This is a genomic window from Collinsella sp. AF23-2, assembly GCF_003459245.1.
In the GTDB taxonomy this organism is placed as follows: Bacteria; Actinomycetota; Coriobacteriia; order Coriobacteriales; family Coriobacteriaceae; genus Collinsella.
Window position 1 is genome coordinate 48778 of record NZ_QRVG01000006.1, and the last position, 15817, is coordinate 64594.

At 60.3% G+C, this 15817-nt stretch carries 9 protein-coding genes; all 9 read right to left on the bottom strand.

The genetic code is table 11. From position 1 onward, the window contains the following. Positions 1–48: 48 nt before the first annotated feature. On the bottom strand, positions 49–1719 hold the full coding sequence (locus tag DWY03_RS04145) for a SpaA isopeptide-forming pilin-related protein (protein WP_158558618.1): 1671 nt from the start codon (positions 1717–1719) through the stop codon (positions 49–51). Further along, the gene (locus DWY03_RS04150) at positions 1712–5158 is read right to left on the bottom strand and encodes a Spy0128 family protein (protein ID WP_117839980.1); all 3447 of its coding nucleotides are present in this window, start codon (positions 5156–5158) and stop codon (positions 1712–1714) included. The genes DWY03_RS04145 and DWY03_RS04150 overlap by 8 nt, the downstream gene beginning before the upstream one ends. 505 nt (positions 5159–5663) lie before the next feature. Then, positions 5664–6485: a Cof-type HAD-IIB family hydrolase gene (locus DWY03_RS04155; RefSeq protein WP_117821025.1), complete on the bottom strand. Its 822-nt coding sequence runs from the start codon at positions 6483–6485 to the stop codon at positions 5664–5666. 207 nt (positions 6486–6692) lie between these two features. Further along, complete coding sequence (locus tag DWY03_RS04160) at positions 6693–7973, bottom strand: MFS transporter (protein WP_158558619.1); 1281 nt, start codon at positions 7971–7973, stop codon at positions 6693–6695. A gap of 264 nt (positions 7974–8237) precedes the next feature. Continuing rightward, complete coding sequence (gene mobB / locus DWY03_RS10320) at positions 8238–9542, bottom strand: molybdopterin-guanine dinucleotide biosynthesis protein B (RefSeq protein ID WP_117839981.1); 1305 nt, start codon at positions 9540–9542, stop codon at positions 8238–8240. A gap of 4 nt (positions 9543–9546) precedes the next feature. Next, positions 9547–10602, bottom strand: a complete 1056-nt coding sequence (gene moaA / locus DWY03_RS04170) for a GTP 3',8-cyclase MoaA (protein WP_231500768.1) — start codon at positions 10600–10602, stop codon at positions 9547–9549. 235 nt (positions 10603–10837) lie between these two features. Beyond that, positions 10838–11875, bottom strand: coding sequence for a hypothetical protein (locus DWY03_RS04175; protein WP_117839982.1), 1038 nt, complete (start codon positions 11873–11875; stop codon positions 10838–10840). 215 nt (positions 11876–12090) lie between these two features. Further along, positions 12091–13989, bottom strand: coding sequence for an ABC transporter ATP-binding protein (locus DWY03_RS04180; RefSeq protein ID WP_117839983.1), 1899 nt, complete (start codon positions 13987–13989; stop codon positions 12091–12093). Next, on the bottom strand, positions 13982–15802 hold the full coding sequence (locus tag DWY03_RS04185) for an ABC transporter ATP-binding protein (protein WP_117839984.1): 1821 nt from the start codon (positions 15800–15802) through the stop codon (positions 13982–13984). Before DWY03_RS04185 ends, DWY03_RS04180 begins: the two co-directional genes overlap by 8 nt. Positions 15803–15817 lie beyond the last annotated feature (15 nt).

Below are 15817 nucleotides of genomic sequence, written 5' to 3' on the forward strand. Positions count from 1 at the left end.
TAGCATCTGCTTCGCTACGTCTCGCCCCGCTCTCTGTGGGGCTGCCAGCTACTCTTTATGGCTGCCACCTCCCCGCTTGACCAGGAGCGCAACCACGATGAGCGCGGCTCCGACGACCGCTGCGGCGGCCGCGGCGTACATTGCCATATCGCCAGTCGAGGGCATAAAGCCTCCGGTGGTAATGCTAGGGGGTGTGCCGGTGGGCGTGTTGATGAGCGACGCCTCCAGGCTGCCCGTCGACCCGTCCGCGCTGTCGGCGCGCAGGGGCGACTCGGCCGTGATGGTGAGCTTGGGCTTGGCGGCGGCCACCTGGTCGACGTCCAGGCCCTCGGCCTTGACCGTCACGGAGCGCGTGCCCTCAAAGGCGGTGTAGCCCTTGGGCGCCTTGGGCTCGCGGACCTCCAGCTTGCCCGAGTCCACGCCCGAAACGGTCACGCGGCCGTCCTCGCCCGTGGTGACGGTGGCCTTGCCCTCCGCGTCCCACGTGCCATCGGCCGCCAGTGTGCGACCGCGGTCGTCGGCGATGCTCAGGACCGCCCCAGCAAGCGGCTTGTCGCCGTCGCTGCCGCGCTTGGTGAGCGCGAGATCCCAGGTGTAGACGCACGCGTCGTCGCTCGGCGTGCGGGTGAAGCCGGCGTCGCCGGACTGGTCGGCAAAGGGAGAGCGCGGGTAGCGCAGGTAGACCTCGTTGGGGTTGCCCTTCGCGATGCCGTGGTTGCACGCGCTGTTGAGCGGCGCGTTGTACACGGCGACCACGCGGGCGCCCGCGGCGAAGGCGTCGGCCCCGCCGAGCGCGGCGATGAGGTCGCCGGTGCGCGCGGTGAAGGTCTTGCCGTCGGCCGCTACCTTGGTGGCGCACTGGGCTGTGATGTCGGTCCAGCCCTGCGCGGGCTCGGCGCCGACGCGACCGTACTTACCGGTCGAGACGGCGTCGAAGCCGCCGTCCGCGCCCGCCGCCACGTACACGCGCATGCTCGCGGCGACCTTGGAGGGGTCGAGCCCCGCGCTCATGGTGTCGACGAACTGCACCGCGTAGGTGTCGTAGGCGGTAAGACCCGCCGGGACCGTGGCCGAGAGGCGCCAGTACAGGTCGTCGGCGACCGTGGCGTCGGCGGCCTTCTGCCAGGCGGCGGTGCCGTCCTCCAGCACGTGCTTGGCGACCTTGGGGGTCGCGGCCTTGGGCTTGACGGTGACGGCGCTGCCGCCGACCAGGGCCATGATCGGCGCGGTGCCGGCCTCGCCCTGGGCGATGGCGTCGTCGTCGGCGACCATGAGCCAGTAGCCACAGGGCAGCTCGGACGCCTTACCCGCGTTAAGGGCCACGGACACGGCGTCAGAGCTCTGGAGGGAACGAGCGAGCCGTGCGCTCAGCGCGCCCGTAAGGTGGGAATCGGCGTTGAGCCATTCGGCAGCTTCCTGCGCGGTGGTCTTTGAATTGGGCATGCCGGCGCTGTGCAGCACAGGCAGCGCGGCGTCGCGCACGGCGTCGCTTGCCCAGGCGAGGTCGGTGGCAATCTTGGCGTCGTTGTCGCCGTCGACGACGTTGGCGCTAAAGATCTGGTAGGCGTCGTAGCTGCGCGCCACGGTGCCTCTCACCGTGATGGAACCGGTCGAGGTCGGCGCGGCCTGCGCGGAAGCGGGGAACACAACCGCGCAGGTGCCGATCAGGAGGGCAAGCAGCGCAAACAAGATCGGGAAGGAGCAAACTTTCTTATTCACGACGCTCGCCTCCCTTCGCATTCGCCTTGCGACGAATGTGCATCCAAGCCGCAGCAGCGCAAAGCACCGCCGCGCCGGCAAGGTACGTCAGAGTGACGCCCGACATACCAGAAAGGGGCAAAGAGGTGGAGAAGGTGTTGGTGAAGGTGGGGATGGAGGTGTCGGTGGAGTTGGGGGTGGAGGTGTCGATGAACGTCCGTTCTTTGGCATTGGGGTCTGCTGTCCAATTGCCTTCGGAGTCAACGGTTCCCTTCTTGTAGGTCACCCTACAGTTGATCTCTCCTGTTTTGGTGTCATACGTTGGCTTAACCGTGAACCCATAGACCGAGTGGTCGTACGTGTAGTGCGAGAACTGCGAACCGTCGGTTTTCTCGCGCACATAGTACGTAAAGGTCTTGAAAGAGCCACCCGTGAAGCCGCCCGGGTCGTCGGGATTATTGCTGATATCAGAGAGCGAGTACTTGAACTCAACCGTATTATCTCTGGTGTCCTTGAACGGAAGCGTCTGCGTCTTATCAGAACCAGAAGTCACGGCAGTACCGATGATGTCTTCGTCTTTAAAATGGCTGTCTTTCGCGAGCTGAAGTGTAAACTTCTTCATCTCGCCACCCTTAACGACCTTAGTCGCCTTAGGAGTCCAGGAAACCTCAGGGTCGTACGTGTTGGTGAAGGTCTTTTCCCCGTCGGGGCCGCCAATCGAATAATAGCCCCCAATAGCATCTAGTTGCACATCAGCGTTCCGGTGGTCAGTTTTGCCCTCGGAATGCTCGACCGCGCTCACATTTTTGATCTCGTAGTTATGGATTTTGATCTCTATGGTCTTGTTCGGATCGTTCCGAGTCGGAACAGTCATGAGCACAGTCGAGTGGTCTTCGACTGTCACCTTAATCTCGTACACGGCGGGGTCGTATGTGATGCCGGAAACCTTTCCGGCATTTTCGACTAGGTAGTATGTAATCGTGCCAGCCGTACCGTTCGCTGCAGACTGCTCACCCAGGTTAAACGTGATGTTGCCTCCATCAACATTACTTGCAGTTCCAACCGGGGTGCAAACGTCATGATTGAATACCCCGCTAGCGAAAGGATCAACCGAATCCTTGCGGTAGACCGTAAAGGAGAACTCCCCCTTATTGATCTTGCGGCCGGACAGCGCCTTGGTCGCCTTCAGCTTAAGGCTCGGATAGACATACGTGTCTGCTGGCTGACCCAAGTACAGGTCGCCATTCGACATGATGCCGCCACCATGGTTCCAGGAATAGTTGTCCGTGATGAAAGTTGTCACTTTATTTTTCTGTACTGCCTCAGTCACCGCTTTATCCGTGGCACTAACAGCCGAAGTCAGACCGATGCTATTTTTTACCTGAGCAACACCCTTGGCGGGGATGGTAATGGGATCATTTAGCTCAATGCTTCCCGAATACTTGGCGTCTATATCGCCAAGCATCTTGCCGCTTACCACTGCAACCGGCGTTGTGTGACCTGTCGCTGCGAGGAAGAAATCGGCATGACCGTACGTGCGAAACGTCTCCGAATCGTATGCATCTCTATCTTCAGTCTTATTAGTACCTTCAGCACCACCAGCTGAAAGATGGGGCGTACCATCATTACCACTACCATCTACCCGATTGTATTCTTTGAAATTTTGATCACTGTCAGCAGACGAATTGCCAAAGATTGCCGTGCCCTCAGTGTTCGTTACCAACGTCTTGCCCGTGGGGCAGACTGCTACGCCGCCGCCATAGCCGCCAGCGGTATTGCTGCTAATGTACGAGTTGTATACAAATAATCTACCAGCGGTCTTTTCCATACCCTCATTCGAGTTTCCCTGGACGAAGATACCGCCACCGCCCCAGTCAAAGCGAGACATGCAGCGGTTGTGAGTGATGTAGACTTTGCTGTTTGGAGTGCCGTTAATCATCGCGTCAACTTGCTGGCCCACTCGGATACCGGCACCTTCAGATCGGTAGCTCACGTTAGAGGCAATAATTCCTCCCGTAATGTCGAGCCATGCCATACCTGATTGATCTTGATTGGTAACGTAAACGCCGCCACCAGCTTCTTCAGAATAATTGCCAGTAATCTTGCCACCAGAAATGGTGACATGGGCGCCGTTATTGGCAGCAAGCCCAGCGCCGCCATGGTTACCCCAGCCATCGTGGCCGCAAAACTTAGCGTATTTATTGTTAGTGATGTAGCCACCAGAAACGGTCACACTACCGCCCGAAACCAAGATGCCGCCACCGAGACCATCCGCCTCGCCGTACGTAGCGTTGCCAGAGATGATTCCACCCGTAAGCTTCAAGGTGGCTCCGTTGTCAGCATAGACGCCGCCGCCAGAAGCTGCCTTGTTTCCCGCGACCACGCCGTCTGTCATTTCGAGGCTGGCATTCGCGCCCGTTATGCACAGACCACCGCCCCAGCCACCGCGGTTGCCGTTGGTGACGTAACCGCCTTCGATTTTGACCTTACCCGTAGAAAGAATCACATGGCCGTTATCGCTCAGATTGGCGGCCGTGGTAATCATGCCGCCCTTGAGATCGAGCATGCCGCCCTCATTAACGGTGACCACTTGCTTTACGGAACCGTGGTCCGATGCCGCAACGATAGCGCCAAAGCCCGTAACGTCATGCCTGTACGTAGTCTCGGTGGTGCAAAGTCCATCTGTATTGGGCGTGCTCTTAGTCTCATAGTAAGTAAGACTCTTAGGAGCGCCGTTATTAGAGCTAGACTCGTCTCCCCTTTCCCATGTCATAATCGCAGGCTGACCCGCCGGCGCATTGTCGACCGGAGTCTTTTCGTCTTTTGTGCTATCTGAGCCCTCGATAATGTTCTCGATGGTGAGCGTGACTCCGTTTTCGACCACAAAGAAGGAGTCTAAGCCGCCGGAGCGGTTGTAGAGCATGTTTCCCGCAAGATTAATGGTGGTGTTTTTTTTGATGTCAATCTGCTGACTCGAATAGGCGGGACCCGTCAGTTGAAACTTGCCGCCGTTGTCGAATTTCCCAGAAACATCACCATTTACCTTGTCATAGTCATCGTCACTGACGCTGGCGGGAGCAATTGCGTTTTCGTCGCTATTTTCATCATCAGAAGTCTGTGCGTCGGAAGGCTGCGCGGCGCCCTCGGCCTCCGCGTCATCGGCTGTCGAGTCTGGTGCAACGGTATCCTCGTTCGCCTCATTCTCGGCATCGCTGCTATTCTGCTTTTCGGTATCCCAGTTGTTGGTGTTGTCTACATCAGTAGACTCACTTGAGGAACCCCCCCCCATCACAGTTTCCTCGGCAGAAACCGTCTGGGCATCGTTGGCAATAGCCTGAGAGATCGGGGGCATGACGAGCGACAGTACCAGGCTCAAAACGGAGGCTCCGCACAAGACGCCTGCCAGTACACGGCGCGTCGCTTTATTACTCTGTTTAGATTTGTCTGAATTTGCTTTCATCGATGTCTCCTCCCCAAGAGACCGCGATCTTGCTCTTTCACTATCAAACGTATCTGCGCAATCTGTAATTGCGCACGCTTAGTGATCCATATTGTAGCGATTGTTTGAACATCTGAACAAGATAACCGATTGTTTTGTAGCGAATTCTCAATTCTCTTGACATTTGCTCAGATTTACCTTCGTTTATTCGCTATCTTTTTTTTGTTTCTGCTGGTAATATAGTTGTCAATAATTTTTTAATGGCATTAGATTTATTTGCACAACATTTTGCTCAAGAGTAAACATCCTGTAAACAGTCGAAAATCGACCATGAGCGGTAGGTCATTTACCGGGAGTAATACCCTGCCAAGCTGATGAGAATATCTTTAGCCCATCGGTGGTTGGAAGCGTAATGTTCAGACAACCAAATTTGAATTTGCGCGCAGATTGTAGGCATCAACTCGCCCAAATCGCCTGAGGCCACCACGAAGGTGCCCGTCCCCTTTGTGGTGATTCTGCCCCGGCACTACAGCAGATGTTCCTCGATAAAGATCGCAATGCCGTCTTTGTCGTTGCTGGCGGTTACAAAATCGGCGGCGGCACGGGTGGCGTCGCTGCCATTTGCCATGGCCACGCCCACGCCGGCGTCGGCCACCATGCAGGTGTCGTTATCGGCATCGCCAAACACGCAGATATTCTGCAGCTCCATGCCGTTGAGCTCCGCCACGCGCACCAGGCCGCGCGTCTTGGACACGCGCGGATCCATGAACTCGTAGAGTCGCTGTGTGGTTTGCAGAGCAGCCGCCTTAACGGTGTCATCGCCGAGCGTCGACGCCCGCTCGATAACCTGCGGCATCACCTCGGGCGCCATGGTGAACATCACCTTGGCCTGCGGATCGCGCAGGAACTCGGCAAAGTCGACCACCTTGTAGGGCACGCCGTCGACACGCGACAGGTGCTCGACGCACGCATTGCTCTCGGGCACATAGAGCACGCCGTTCCGAGGGCAAACGGGCGTTGCCGGCAGGTCTGCCATATGCTCGCAGATGCGCGCGATGGTCTCGCCCGGCAGCGGGTAGCTCAGCTCGTTGATGCCGTGCGCACGGTCGATGACCTCGGCGCCGCCACAGCCCACCAGCACGTCTACCAGGCCGTCGATGCCCCAGAGCTCAAACATAGCCTCGGTCGCCTGGGCGTCGCGCCCGGTGCACAGGCCAAACAGCACGCCGCGCTCGCTCAGGGCGCGGATCGCCGCCACGGTGCGCGGGGACACCGTGTGCTCGCTCGTGAGCAGCGTGCCGTCAAGATCGCAGAGTACGGCTTTGATGTGGCTGAAGGTGGCGTCCATGGGGGCCTTTCTGGGCAGTGCATTGGTGTGGAGTGTATCTGGAAGTGGCGTTCATGGTATACCAAGGCTCGGTCGCGGCCTGCCAAAGCAAAAACCACCACAAAGGTGCCTGTCCCCTTTGTGGTGGTCGGATCCACGATGCAAACCGTCCCAACATTCGACGTTTTTCGGCAAAATCGCGATTTTCATCGAATGTTGTGATGGTTTTTACTGCTTTGCGGCACAATCCAGATGCCGACGTCCAAACAGCAGCAGCGCCGCGGGAACCGCCGTCACGACCATACCCGCTCCCACGAGTGTCCGTTGTACGCCAAATGTTGCCGCCAGCCACGGGGCAATCGCCAGAGGGGCCACGCCGGCGAACATATTGCCAAAGCCCATGACCGAGTTCACACGGCCAAGCTGCTCGAGCGGTGCCGTCGTCTGCACAATGGTGTTGTGGAGCGGGTTGACGACACCCCAAGCTATGCCCAGGGCGATCTGGCCGACGAGGGCCACGCCCACGTACGGCGTCCCCACATAGAGCAGACTTCCCAGGCCCACGGACATAAGTGCCACGAGCAGCGTTTTTAGGTTTACCAAGTGCAGCGGCAAGCGGAGCGCGAGCACGGCACCCAGCACCGCGCCCACGCCCGAGGCCGACGAGAGCCAGCCCATCCATTCGACACCGACATGCAGAATATCGCGGTAGAAGAACGACTCCAGCGGGTCAAAGGCGCCATAGCCAAAGTTCGAGAGAAAGATAATGCAGAACAGCAGGGCGAGGACGCTGTTGGTAAAGACCGTCTTGATGCTGATCGCGAAGGTAACGCGGGAAGATGTGTTGGGGTTGGGGCTTTGTCCCGCACGCTCCCCTTCCTCTGCCGAATCGGCATCTGCATGCCCGGCGATATGGCTGGTCTGCGGCCCAAAGCCCCAACCGACGACGAACGCCAACACGGTAGAGAGCATCATGAGCACGAAGACCGCGCGCGACGATGCAGCCGCCGCGACAAAGCCGCCCAGCATGGGGCCAACAATGATGCTCACGTTTGAAAACATGGCGATGGCGGAGTTGATGTCTTTGAGCTCGACAGGATCGTCGGTGAGGTAGGCCGGATAGGACGTGGCGATGGGCTGGGCGAACCCCATCACAAAGCCCAGAAACACCGCGCCGAGTAGGACGACGCCGGTCGCGCTGCCAAAGGCGATGATTGCCGTGCCGGTTGCCAGCGTGCCCACAATGCTCAGCAAGAAATGGCGGCGCGGACCCCAGGCGTCGAGCGCCGCGCCGCCCGCAAAGGATCCCAGGATCACGAAAACGTTCATGAACAGGACGGCCAGCGATGTCGCGACGACCGAAGCGCCGTCCGCATAGGTGAGTGTTCCGATAACGCCGATAAAGTAGCTGGTCTGAAAACCGGTGTAGATGAGAAAGCGCATCGCCACCAGGCGCTTGGCCTGCACGGAAAGCGATGATTGAGGCTTTGAGAAAAGAGATGTGAGCATGGAGACTCCTTGTTTCATACGAATACGGGCGGTGGGTATTCGCCACCGTCTGTCAAATCAATCTATCCGCATGAAACATTAAGGACGCATCGAGCCCCTTCTCTCCGTTTTTCGCCCGTCATGAACTACTTGGTAGATTGTAAGGCATGTTCCACACATCTACCAAAGCAAAAACCACCACAAAGGCGCCTGGCCCCTTTGTGGTGGAAATGACGTTTGCCCAGATAAACCTGCCAAAATAAACCTGTCCCTTGTTGGCAGGTTTTAGGCCAGATGATCTTGGATGAGGTCGCAGATGGCTCGGGCATCGTTGATGTTGATGGCTCGGGTCGCAAAGCCGGCATCGAAGGCCTGACGCGCCAGGGCTTCATTGCAGGCAAGGGCCAACGTGCGACCGTCGACTAGGTCAAGCGAGCTCTTGCCGCGCAGACGGTCGACACCGGAGCGCGCGACCACGATGTTGTCGAAGCCCTCGGTCTTGTAGCCCTCGATGATCACCACGTCGACATCGTTGTAGCGCGACAGCAGCTCACGCGCGAGCATCTCGTCCTCCTCGCGCGTATCGGCGTACTCCGCCCAGCGCGTGGCGCAGATGAGGCCCACGTGCTTGGATCCGGCTTGGTGATGGCGCCAGGTGTCCTTAGCGGGCACATCGATATCAAAGCCGTGATGCCCATGATGCTTGAGCGAACCCACGCGCAGGCCGCGGCGGGTGAGCTCGGCGATAACTTTCTCGACGAGCGTGGTCTTGCCCGAGTTTTGGTAGCCGATAAACGCGATCGCGGGGACGGCCGGAGTGGGAGCTGCGGGCGTGACGGCGACGGGTGCGCTCGCGAGCGCGTTGCCCGCGGCTCCCACGGCCTCAACAGCTGCGGCCTGGCGTTCGGCACGATCCCACACGCCCGAGCGGCCGCCTTCCTTGTGCAGCAGACGTACGTCGACGATCTCCATGCCGCGATCGACGGCCTTGCACATGTCGTAGATGGTCAGACACGCGGCACTCGCGCCGGTCAGGGCCTCCATCTCGATACCCGTCTTGCCCGTCACGCCGGCCGTAACCAGTACGTGAAAGCCAACCTGCCCGTCCGCGCGCGCCGGCGCCCAGCCCTCGGGCACGTCCTCGGCCGGCGTCCCCGCCGCAGCGATGGGCGCAATGTCGCACTTGCTCTTGGTAATGAGCAGCGGATGGCACATGGGAATGATATCGCTCGTGCGCTTGATGGCCATAATGCCCGCCACACGCGCGCAGGCAAGCACGTCGCCCTTTTTGGCGCGGTCCTGCAGCACCATGGCTTGCGTCTCGGGGTGCATGAGGATGGTGCCCTCGGCGATGGCGATGCGATGGGTCTCGGCCTTGTCGGACACGTCGACCATGCGTACCTCGCCCTTGGCATCCACGTGCGTCAGCTCGTCGCGGCGGGCGTCGCGGGCGGGCTCGGTGGCAGCGCCGGCAGACGGCTGTGCGGGCGCGGACTCGGCGGCATTGCCGGCCGCAGCCGTAGCTTTATGGGCAGACATCGCGGCCCTGCGAGCGGCCTTGGTGGCATCGGCGTACCTGCTCTTGGCCATATGATCATCCTCCGATTTGGGACATAAATCGTTGCGTGCCCTCAATTATCGCGTGTTCCTGCGGTTTGTGGGCCACGGCATCGCGCCAAATCGAAAGTACCTGCATATCATCACCACGGCGCAGCGCCTCACGCACCGAATACTCGGCATCGCTGAACAGGCACGGACGCACGTTTCCGTCAGCCGTCAGGCGCAGACGGTTGCAATTCGCGCAAAAATGGTTGGACATGGCGCTAATGAAGCCAACCGTTCCCGCCGCGCCCGGAAAATGCCAATAGCGCGCAGGGCCCGCGCCGGCAGGAGCGTCGTTGATGTCGAGCGGCTCGAGCTCGCCCAGACCCACAGCGGCGGCCCCGGCATTGATGCGCGCCCGCAGCTCGTCGCTCGGAACGGTGTCACTCGCATCCCACAACTCGGGATTGAGCGCGGGCGCGTGAGGGTCTACGGCACAATGCGAGCTCGTGCGCTCGTCGCCGATGGGCATGTATTCGATAAAGCGCAGGTGGATGGGGCGGTCGACGGTCAGTCGTGCGAGGGCCGCCACATCCTGGTTGAGCCGGCGCACAACAACGCAGTTGACCTTAACGGGCTCAAAGCCCCAAGCCAGCGCCGCGTCGATGCCAGCCATGGTCTGCTCGAGTCGACCCAGGCGCGTGATCTTTCCAAAGAGCGTAGGGTCGAGCGTGTCGAGCGAAATGTTGACGCGGTTAAGCCCCGCGTCCTTGAGCTGCGGCGCCAGCTTGGGCAGCAGGGCTCCGTTGGTGGTGAGCGAGATGTCCTCGATCCGCGGAATCGCGCGGATGTCGCGAATGAGCGGGATGATACGGCGGCTGACCAGCGGCTCGCCGCCCGTCAGGCGTACGCGGCGAATGCCCTCCCCCGCCACCAAGCGCACAAAGCGGGCGATTTCCTCGGCGCTGAGTAGCTCGTCGTGTGCACGGGGCGCCACGCCATCGGCCGGCATGCAGTAAATGCAGCGGAAATTGCACTTGTCGGTAACGGCAATGCGCAGGTAGTTGATATCGCGGCCAAAGCCGTCATGTTGCACGTGCCCGTCCACGCAGCCCTCCCCTCACGCGGCGTTTTATTCTTCGGAAAACATAATACCCCACGAGAGAATCATGCCGACACCCGTACGACAGGACAGGTCGCTTCGAGCAAAACGGACTTCCCAAGCCCATCCTCAACACACAGACCATCACAACATTCGATGCTTTTCCCGTTTTTGGCATAAAACGTCGAATGTTGTGATGGTTTGCCTGCCCACGGCACCCCGTAGAAAGACCAAAGCGCCCCTAGAGGCCGCCGTCCCAGTGGCGAATCACGAATTCTCGAAGGTCGTTCTGCCGCTTTTGGAACGCTTCGCTTCGGTCGCACTTGAGGCCCATAGCGAGCGCAATGGCGTTCATCGCCCGGTGCAATTGCAGCTGATGGGCAAACTGAGTCCCGGTGAGGACGATCATCCTAAAGCCCAGCGCGCTCAGTACGGTCATACGCTCCGCATCCGACGCGCTGCGCTGTTTATCAAGATGGTCCGAGCCGTTGTATTCAATCCCCGTACCGCTCGCAGGCGCATATACGTCGATCTCGAAATACCCGGCCTTTGCGAGACACTTGAACTCGTTGGGAACATCGACCCTATGGTTGAGCTCGATTTTGGCGTATCCCAGCCCGCCCTGGAAACGTTTTGCTACGACCATGATTGCGGTGGCCGTCTCCATGGGCGACCGCGCGCCATCGTGCACGCGCTTGAGCACGGCGGCCGCGCGTATAGCCCCCTGACGAGATCGGTTCTCATTGCAATAGGCAATCAAGTCGGCAACGGTATACCTCTGCCCCATCTCGATATAATCGCCTGTCGACAGATGATTCAAATGGTATCGGGCGCAGATTTCGTAGCCATATTCCAGCTGCTCGGGCTCACTCATCCACGAACCCGCCTGGACAAAGCACATGGCCTCATCAACCACCAGAAGGCCCTCTGCCACCTCGATAAGATGGCCTGGAGGTACCGGCGCCCCAAACACGTGGCACCTAAATCCAGCCGGCGTCGAGCGCTCAAAATCGAAGTTGACGAGCGTGTCGATATGATCGAGCTCTTCTCGTGGAATACCGAGCGCAACCAGATAGTCGGTAACGATCCCAACTGCCGTTGAAGCCCTCAGCCCCTTGGCATCGAGCCCCAATTTGGGCAGGCTCGCGGTCGGCTCCGCCTCGTTAGTAAGCGAGTCCTCATCGTATAGGCTGCTTGCTCGCGAGAGCGGCTCGGACGGGCGCGCCACGTTGTGGTACAGCCAGGCAGTCTTATGGGACAGGACGATCGGCAGGTCCATGAGCCCTCCAATGGAGTCGGATAACCAACCTTATTCCCCTGCCCACGGGTCCGCACACCTTCGTGCGCAAGAAAGCGATTCCACCCGGTCGAGTGGCAGAAAAACCATCACAACATTCGATGCTTTTCCCGATTTTGGCAAAAAACGTCGAATGTTGTGACGGTTTGAGGCGAGGTGAGGGGCACGGAGGAGTCAAAGTATCGTGCTCGAACGGGTTAATCCAGCTCTTTTAAGCCATGCGCCAGCTGCCAGTACTCGCCGTGCTGGGCGAGTAGCTCTTCGTGCGTGCCGCGCTCGATGATGCGGCCGTGTTCGAGGACCATGATGGCGTCGGCGCCGCGGACAGTGGACAGGCGGTGCGCGATCATAAACGTGGTGCGACCGCGCATGATGCGGTCCATACCGCGCTCGATGAGCTTTTCGGTACGCGTGTCAATGGAGCTCGTGGCCTCGTCCAGGATGAGCACCGGCGGATCGGCGACGGCCACGCGCGCGATGGCGAGCAGCTGACGCTGACCCTGCGACAGGTTGGCGCCGTCGGCCGTGACCGGTGTGTCGTAGCCCCGCGGCAGACGGCGGATAAACGAGTCGGCGCAGGCGGCCTCGGCAGCGGCGCGTACCTCCTCGTCGGTCGCGTCGAGCTTGCCAAAGCGGATGTTCTGCGCAATGGTGCCGCTAAACAGGTGCGTGTCCTGCAGCACAATGCCGAGCGACCCGCGCAGGCTGGCCTTGGCAATGTGCTTGACGTCGATGCCGTCGTACGTGATCTCGCCGTCATCGACCTCGTAGAAGCGGTTGATGAGGTTGGTGATGGTCGTCTTTCCGGCGCCCGTCGAGCCAACAAAGGCGATCTTTTGCCCCGGCTTGGCGAACAGGTTGAGGTCCGTGAGCACGCGCGTGCCCGGCACGTAGGAAAAGTCCACGGCGTGGAAACGCACGTCGCCGGCGAGCGGGACCAAGCCGCACGTGAGCTCGGTGCCGTCGGCAGCCACCGCACGGCCCGACTCATCAACGGCAGCCACATCATGCAGGTGCCCGTACGCGCCCACGCCCTGGCCCTCGGGAATCTTCCACGCCCACGCGGCGTCGCCCGTCTGCACCAGCTCCACGCAGCCCTCGTCCACCTCGGGCTTAAGGTCCATAGCCGCAAACAGGCGCTCGGCACCGGCCAACGCGTTGAGCAAGAAGTTGCCGAGCTGCGTAAACTGGTTGATGGGCATGGCAGCCTGACGCACAAAGACCAGGTAGCTTGCGAGCGCACCTACGTCGGCGAGTCCCTTGATGCAGAGCATGCCGCCCGCCACGGCAACGATGGCATAATTGACGTAGCCAATCACGACGGTCATGGGCACCATGGAGTTGGCATAGCTCACGGCGGCGGTGCCGGTGCGGCGCAGTTCTTGGTTGCGCACGTCAAAACCAGCCACGTTGGCCTGTTCGTGATTAAAGACCTTGATGACCTTTTGGCCCGAGACCATCTCTTCGATATATCCGTCCAGGTCGCCAAGCGATGCCTGCTGGGCGGCAAAGAAACGCTTAGAACGCGCGCCCGAGTAGCGCGCATACAGCACAATGGCCGCATCGCACACGAGCGTGATAATCGTGAGCTGCCAGTTAAGGATGATGAGCATAGCCGTAGTGCCCACAACCTGAATGGCGGCCTGAATCACGTTGGCAAAACTGTTGTTGAGCGCCTCGGAGACGGTGTCGACGTCGTTGGTAAAGAAGCTCATGATGTCACCCGAGCGCGTGCTGTCAAAATAACTGAGCGGCAGCATCTGGATGTGCGCAAACAGGTCGCGGCGGATATCGGAGACCACGCGCTGGGCCGCGCGCACCATAATCTGTGAGTAGCCCAGAGCCGAGAGCACGCCCGCGGCGTAGATGGCAGCGGTAAAGATAACCTGCCTGGTGAGCAATTCCTCGCCGCCCGTTGCCAAACCGTTAACGATAGGGCGCACCATGTAGGTGCCGGCGAGGCTCGCGATGGCGGCGACGGAGGCGAGCACGCCCACCGCGAGCAACGAGAACTTGGCGTGACCCATGTAGGAGAGCAAGCGGCGAAGCGTCTGCGTCAGATTGGTGGGACGGGCCTGAGCGGATGTCTTAGGCATGGCGCTCACCCCCTTCCGTGGCTTGAGGTGATCCACTGGGGCCAGAGGAAGACAGGGCATTTGCGCCGTCCGCGACGCCCGCATCCCCCGCAAACTCCATCTGCGAGGCATAGATCTCCTGATAAATGGCGTCGCCCGCCAGCAGCTCCTCGTGCGTGCCCACACCGTGGACACGGCCGTCGTCCAGCACAATAATGCGGTCGGCATCCATGACGCTCGCAATGCGCTGTGCAATGACAATCACCGTCGTGTTGGGAATCTGAGCGATATGCTCGCGGATCTTGGCGTCGGTCGCCATATCGACCGCGCTGGTCGAATCGTCAAAGATGAGCACACGCGGATGCTTGAGCAACGTACGCGCGATGCACAGGCGCTGCTTCTGCCCGCCCGAGACACCGGCACCGCCCTGGCCCAGATAGCCGTCAAGACCGCCGATGCGATCCAGGAACTCGTCCACGCATGCCGCCCGGCAGGCCGCGAGGAGCTCATCGTCCGACGCCTGCGGATTGCCCCACTGCAGGTTCTCGCGCACGGTACCCGTAAACAGCACGTTCTTTTGCAGCACGATACCCACGGCGTCGCGCAGGGCAACCAGGTCGTAATCGCGCACATCGCGCCCGCCCACGAGTACGGCGCCTTCGGTGGCGTCGTACAGGCGCGCGATCAGCTGCACAAGCGAACTCTTGCCCGAGCCCGTACCGCCGAGCACGCCCACCGTGGAGCCCGCCTCAATGCAAAGGTCGATATGCTCGAGCACGTCCTCGGCAGCATCCGCGCGGTACTTAAACGACACGTCGCGAAACTCGATGCTTCCGTCGGCCACTTCGCGCACGGCAGCGGCAGCGTCGGGCGCTTGGATAAGCGAACGTTCGTCGAGCACCCGCGAGATGCGCTCCACGCTGGCAAGTGCGCGTGTGAGCAGCAAAAACACGTTGGAAATCATCATGAGCGAGTTCATGATCAGCAGCACGTAGCTCATAAAGCCCGTGAGCGAGCCCACGCCGAGCTCGCCGGCAAGAATCATGCGCCCGCCGATCCACAGAATGGAAAGCGCCGCCACGTACATCGACAGCTGAAACACCGGCAGGTTGAGCACAGCGTTGCCAAAGGTCTTCGTCGCGGTGCGCGCAAGCTCGGTATTGACGGCATCGAACTTGGCCTCCTCGTGCTCGGCGCGCACGTACGCCTTGACGGCGCGCACGGCGGTGAGGTCCTCCTGCACCACGCCGTTGAGATGGTCCATCGAGGTCTGCAGCTGGCGGTAGAGCGGACTGACACGGTAGGTAATAACGCCCAGCACGATCGCCAGCACCGGCAGAATAATTGCGAATACCGTAGCGAGTGGACGCGACAGCACCAGCGCATAGGCCAAGCCGACGATAAGCGTCACGGGGCCGCGCACCATGGGGCGAAAGCCATTGCCGATAGCGTTTTGAATCACGGTGATGTCGGTGGTCATGCGCGTGACGAGCGAGCTGGCGTCGTAGTTGTCCAGATTGCCAAAAGCGAGCGTCTGGATCTTGCGATACTCCGCCTCGCGTAGGTTAGCGCCCAGCCCCGAGGCAACGCGGGCGGACGTGCGCGCATAGCCTAAGCCAAGTACCAGCGAACATGCGGCGCATGCCAACATATACGTGCCCTGCAACAGCATGTAGTTGATGTCGCCCGCGGGCACGCCCACGTCGATGATATTTGCCATGATGACCGGGATAAACAGCTCGAGCGCCGTTTCGGCCGTCACAAAGAGCACGCCGAGTATGGCATCGCGGCGGTATGCCCCCAGATAGGAAAACAGAATCTTGAGATTGCGCACGCAGGTTCATCCCCC

What these genes read in the sequence shown, in the direction of transcription:
- DWY03_RS04150 (WP_117839980.1), bottom strand. Translation starts at nt 5,158, where the DNA reads ATGAAAGCAAATTCAGACAAATCTAAACAGAGTAATAAAGCGACGCGC.
- DWY03_RS04155 (WP_117821025.1), bottom strand. Translation starts at nt 6,485, where the DNA reads ATGGACGCCACCTTCAGCCACATCAAAGCCGTACTCTGCGATCTTGAC.
- DWY03_RS04160 (WP_158558619.1), bottom strand. Translation starts at nt 7,973, where the DNA reads ATGCTCACATCTCTTTTCTCAAAGCCTCAATCATCGCTTTCCGTGCAG.
- mobB (WP_117839981.1), bottom strand. Translation starts at nt 9,542, where the DNA reads ATGGCCAAGAGCAGGTACGCCGATGCCACCAAGGCCGCTCGCAGGGCC.
- DWY03_RS04175 (WP_117839982.1), bottom strand. Translation starts at nt 11,875, where the DNA reads ATGGACCTGCCGATCGTCCTGTCCCATAAGACTGCCTGGCTGTACCAC.
- DWY03_RS04180 (WP_117839983.1), bottom strand. Translation starts at nt 13,989, where the DNA reads ATGCCTAAGACATCCGCTCAGGCCCGTCCCACCAATCTGACGCAGACG.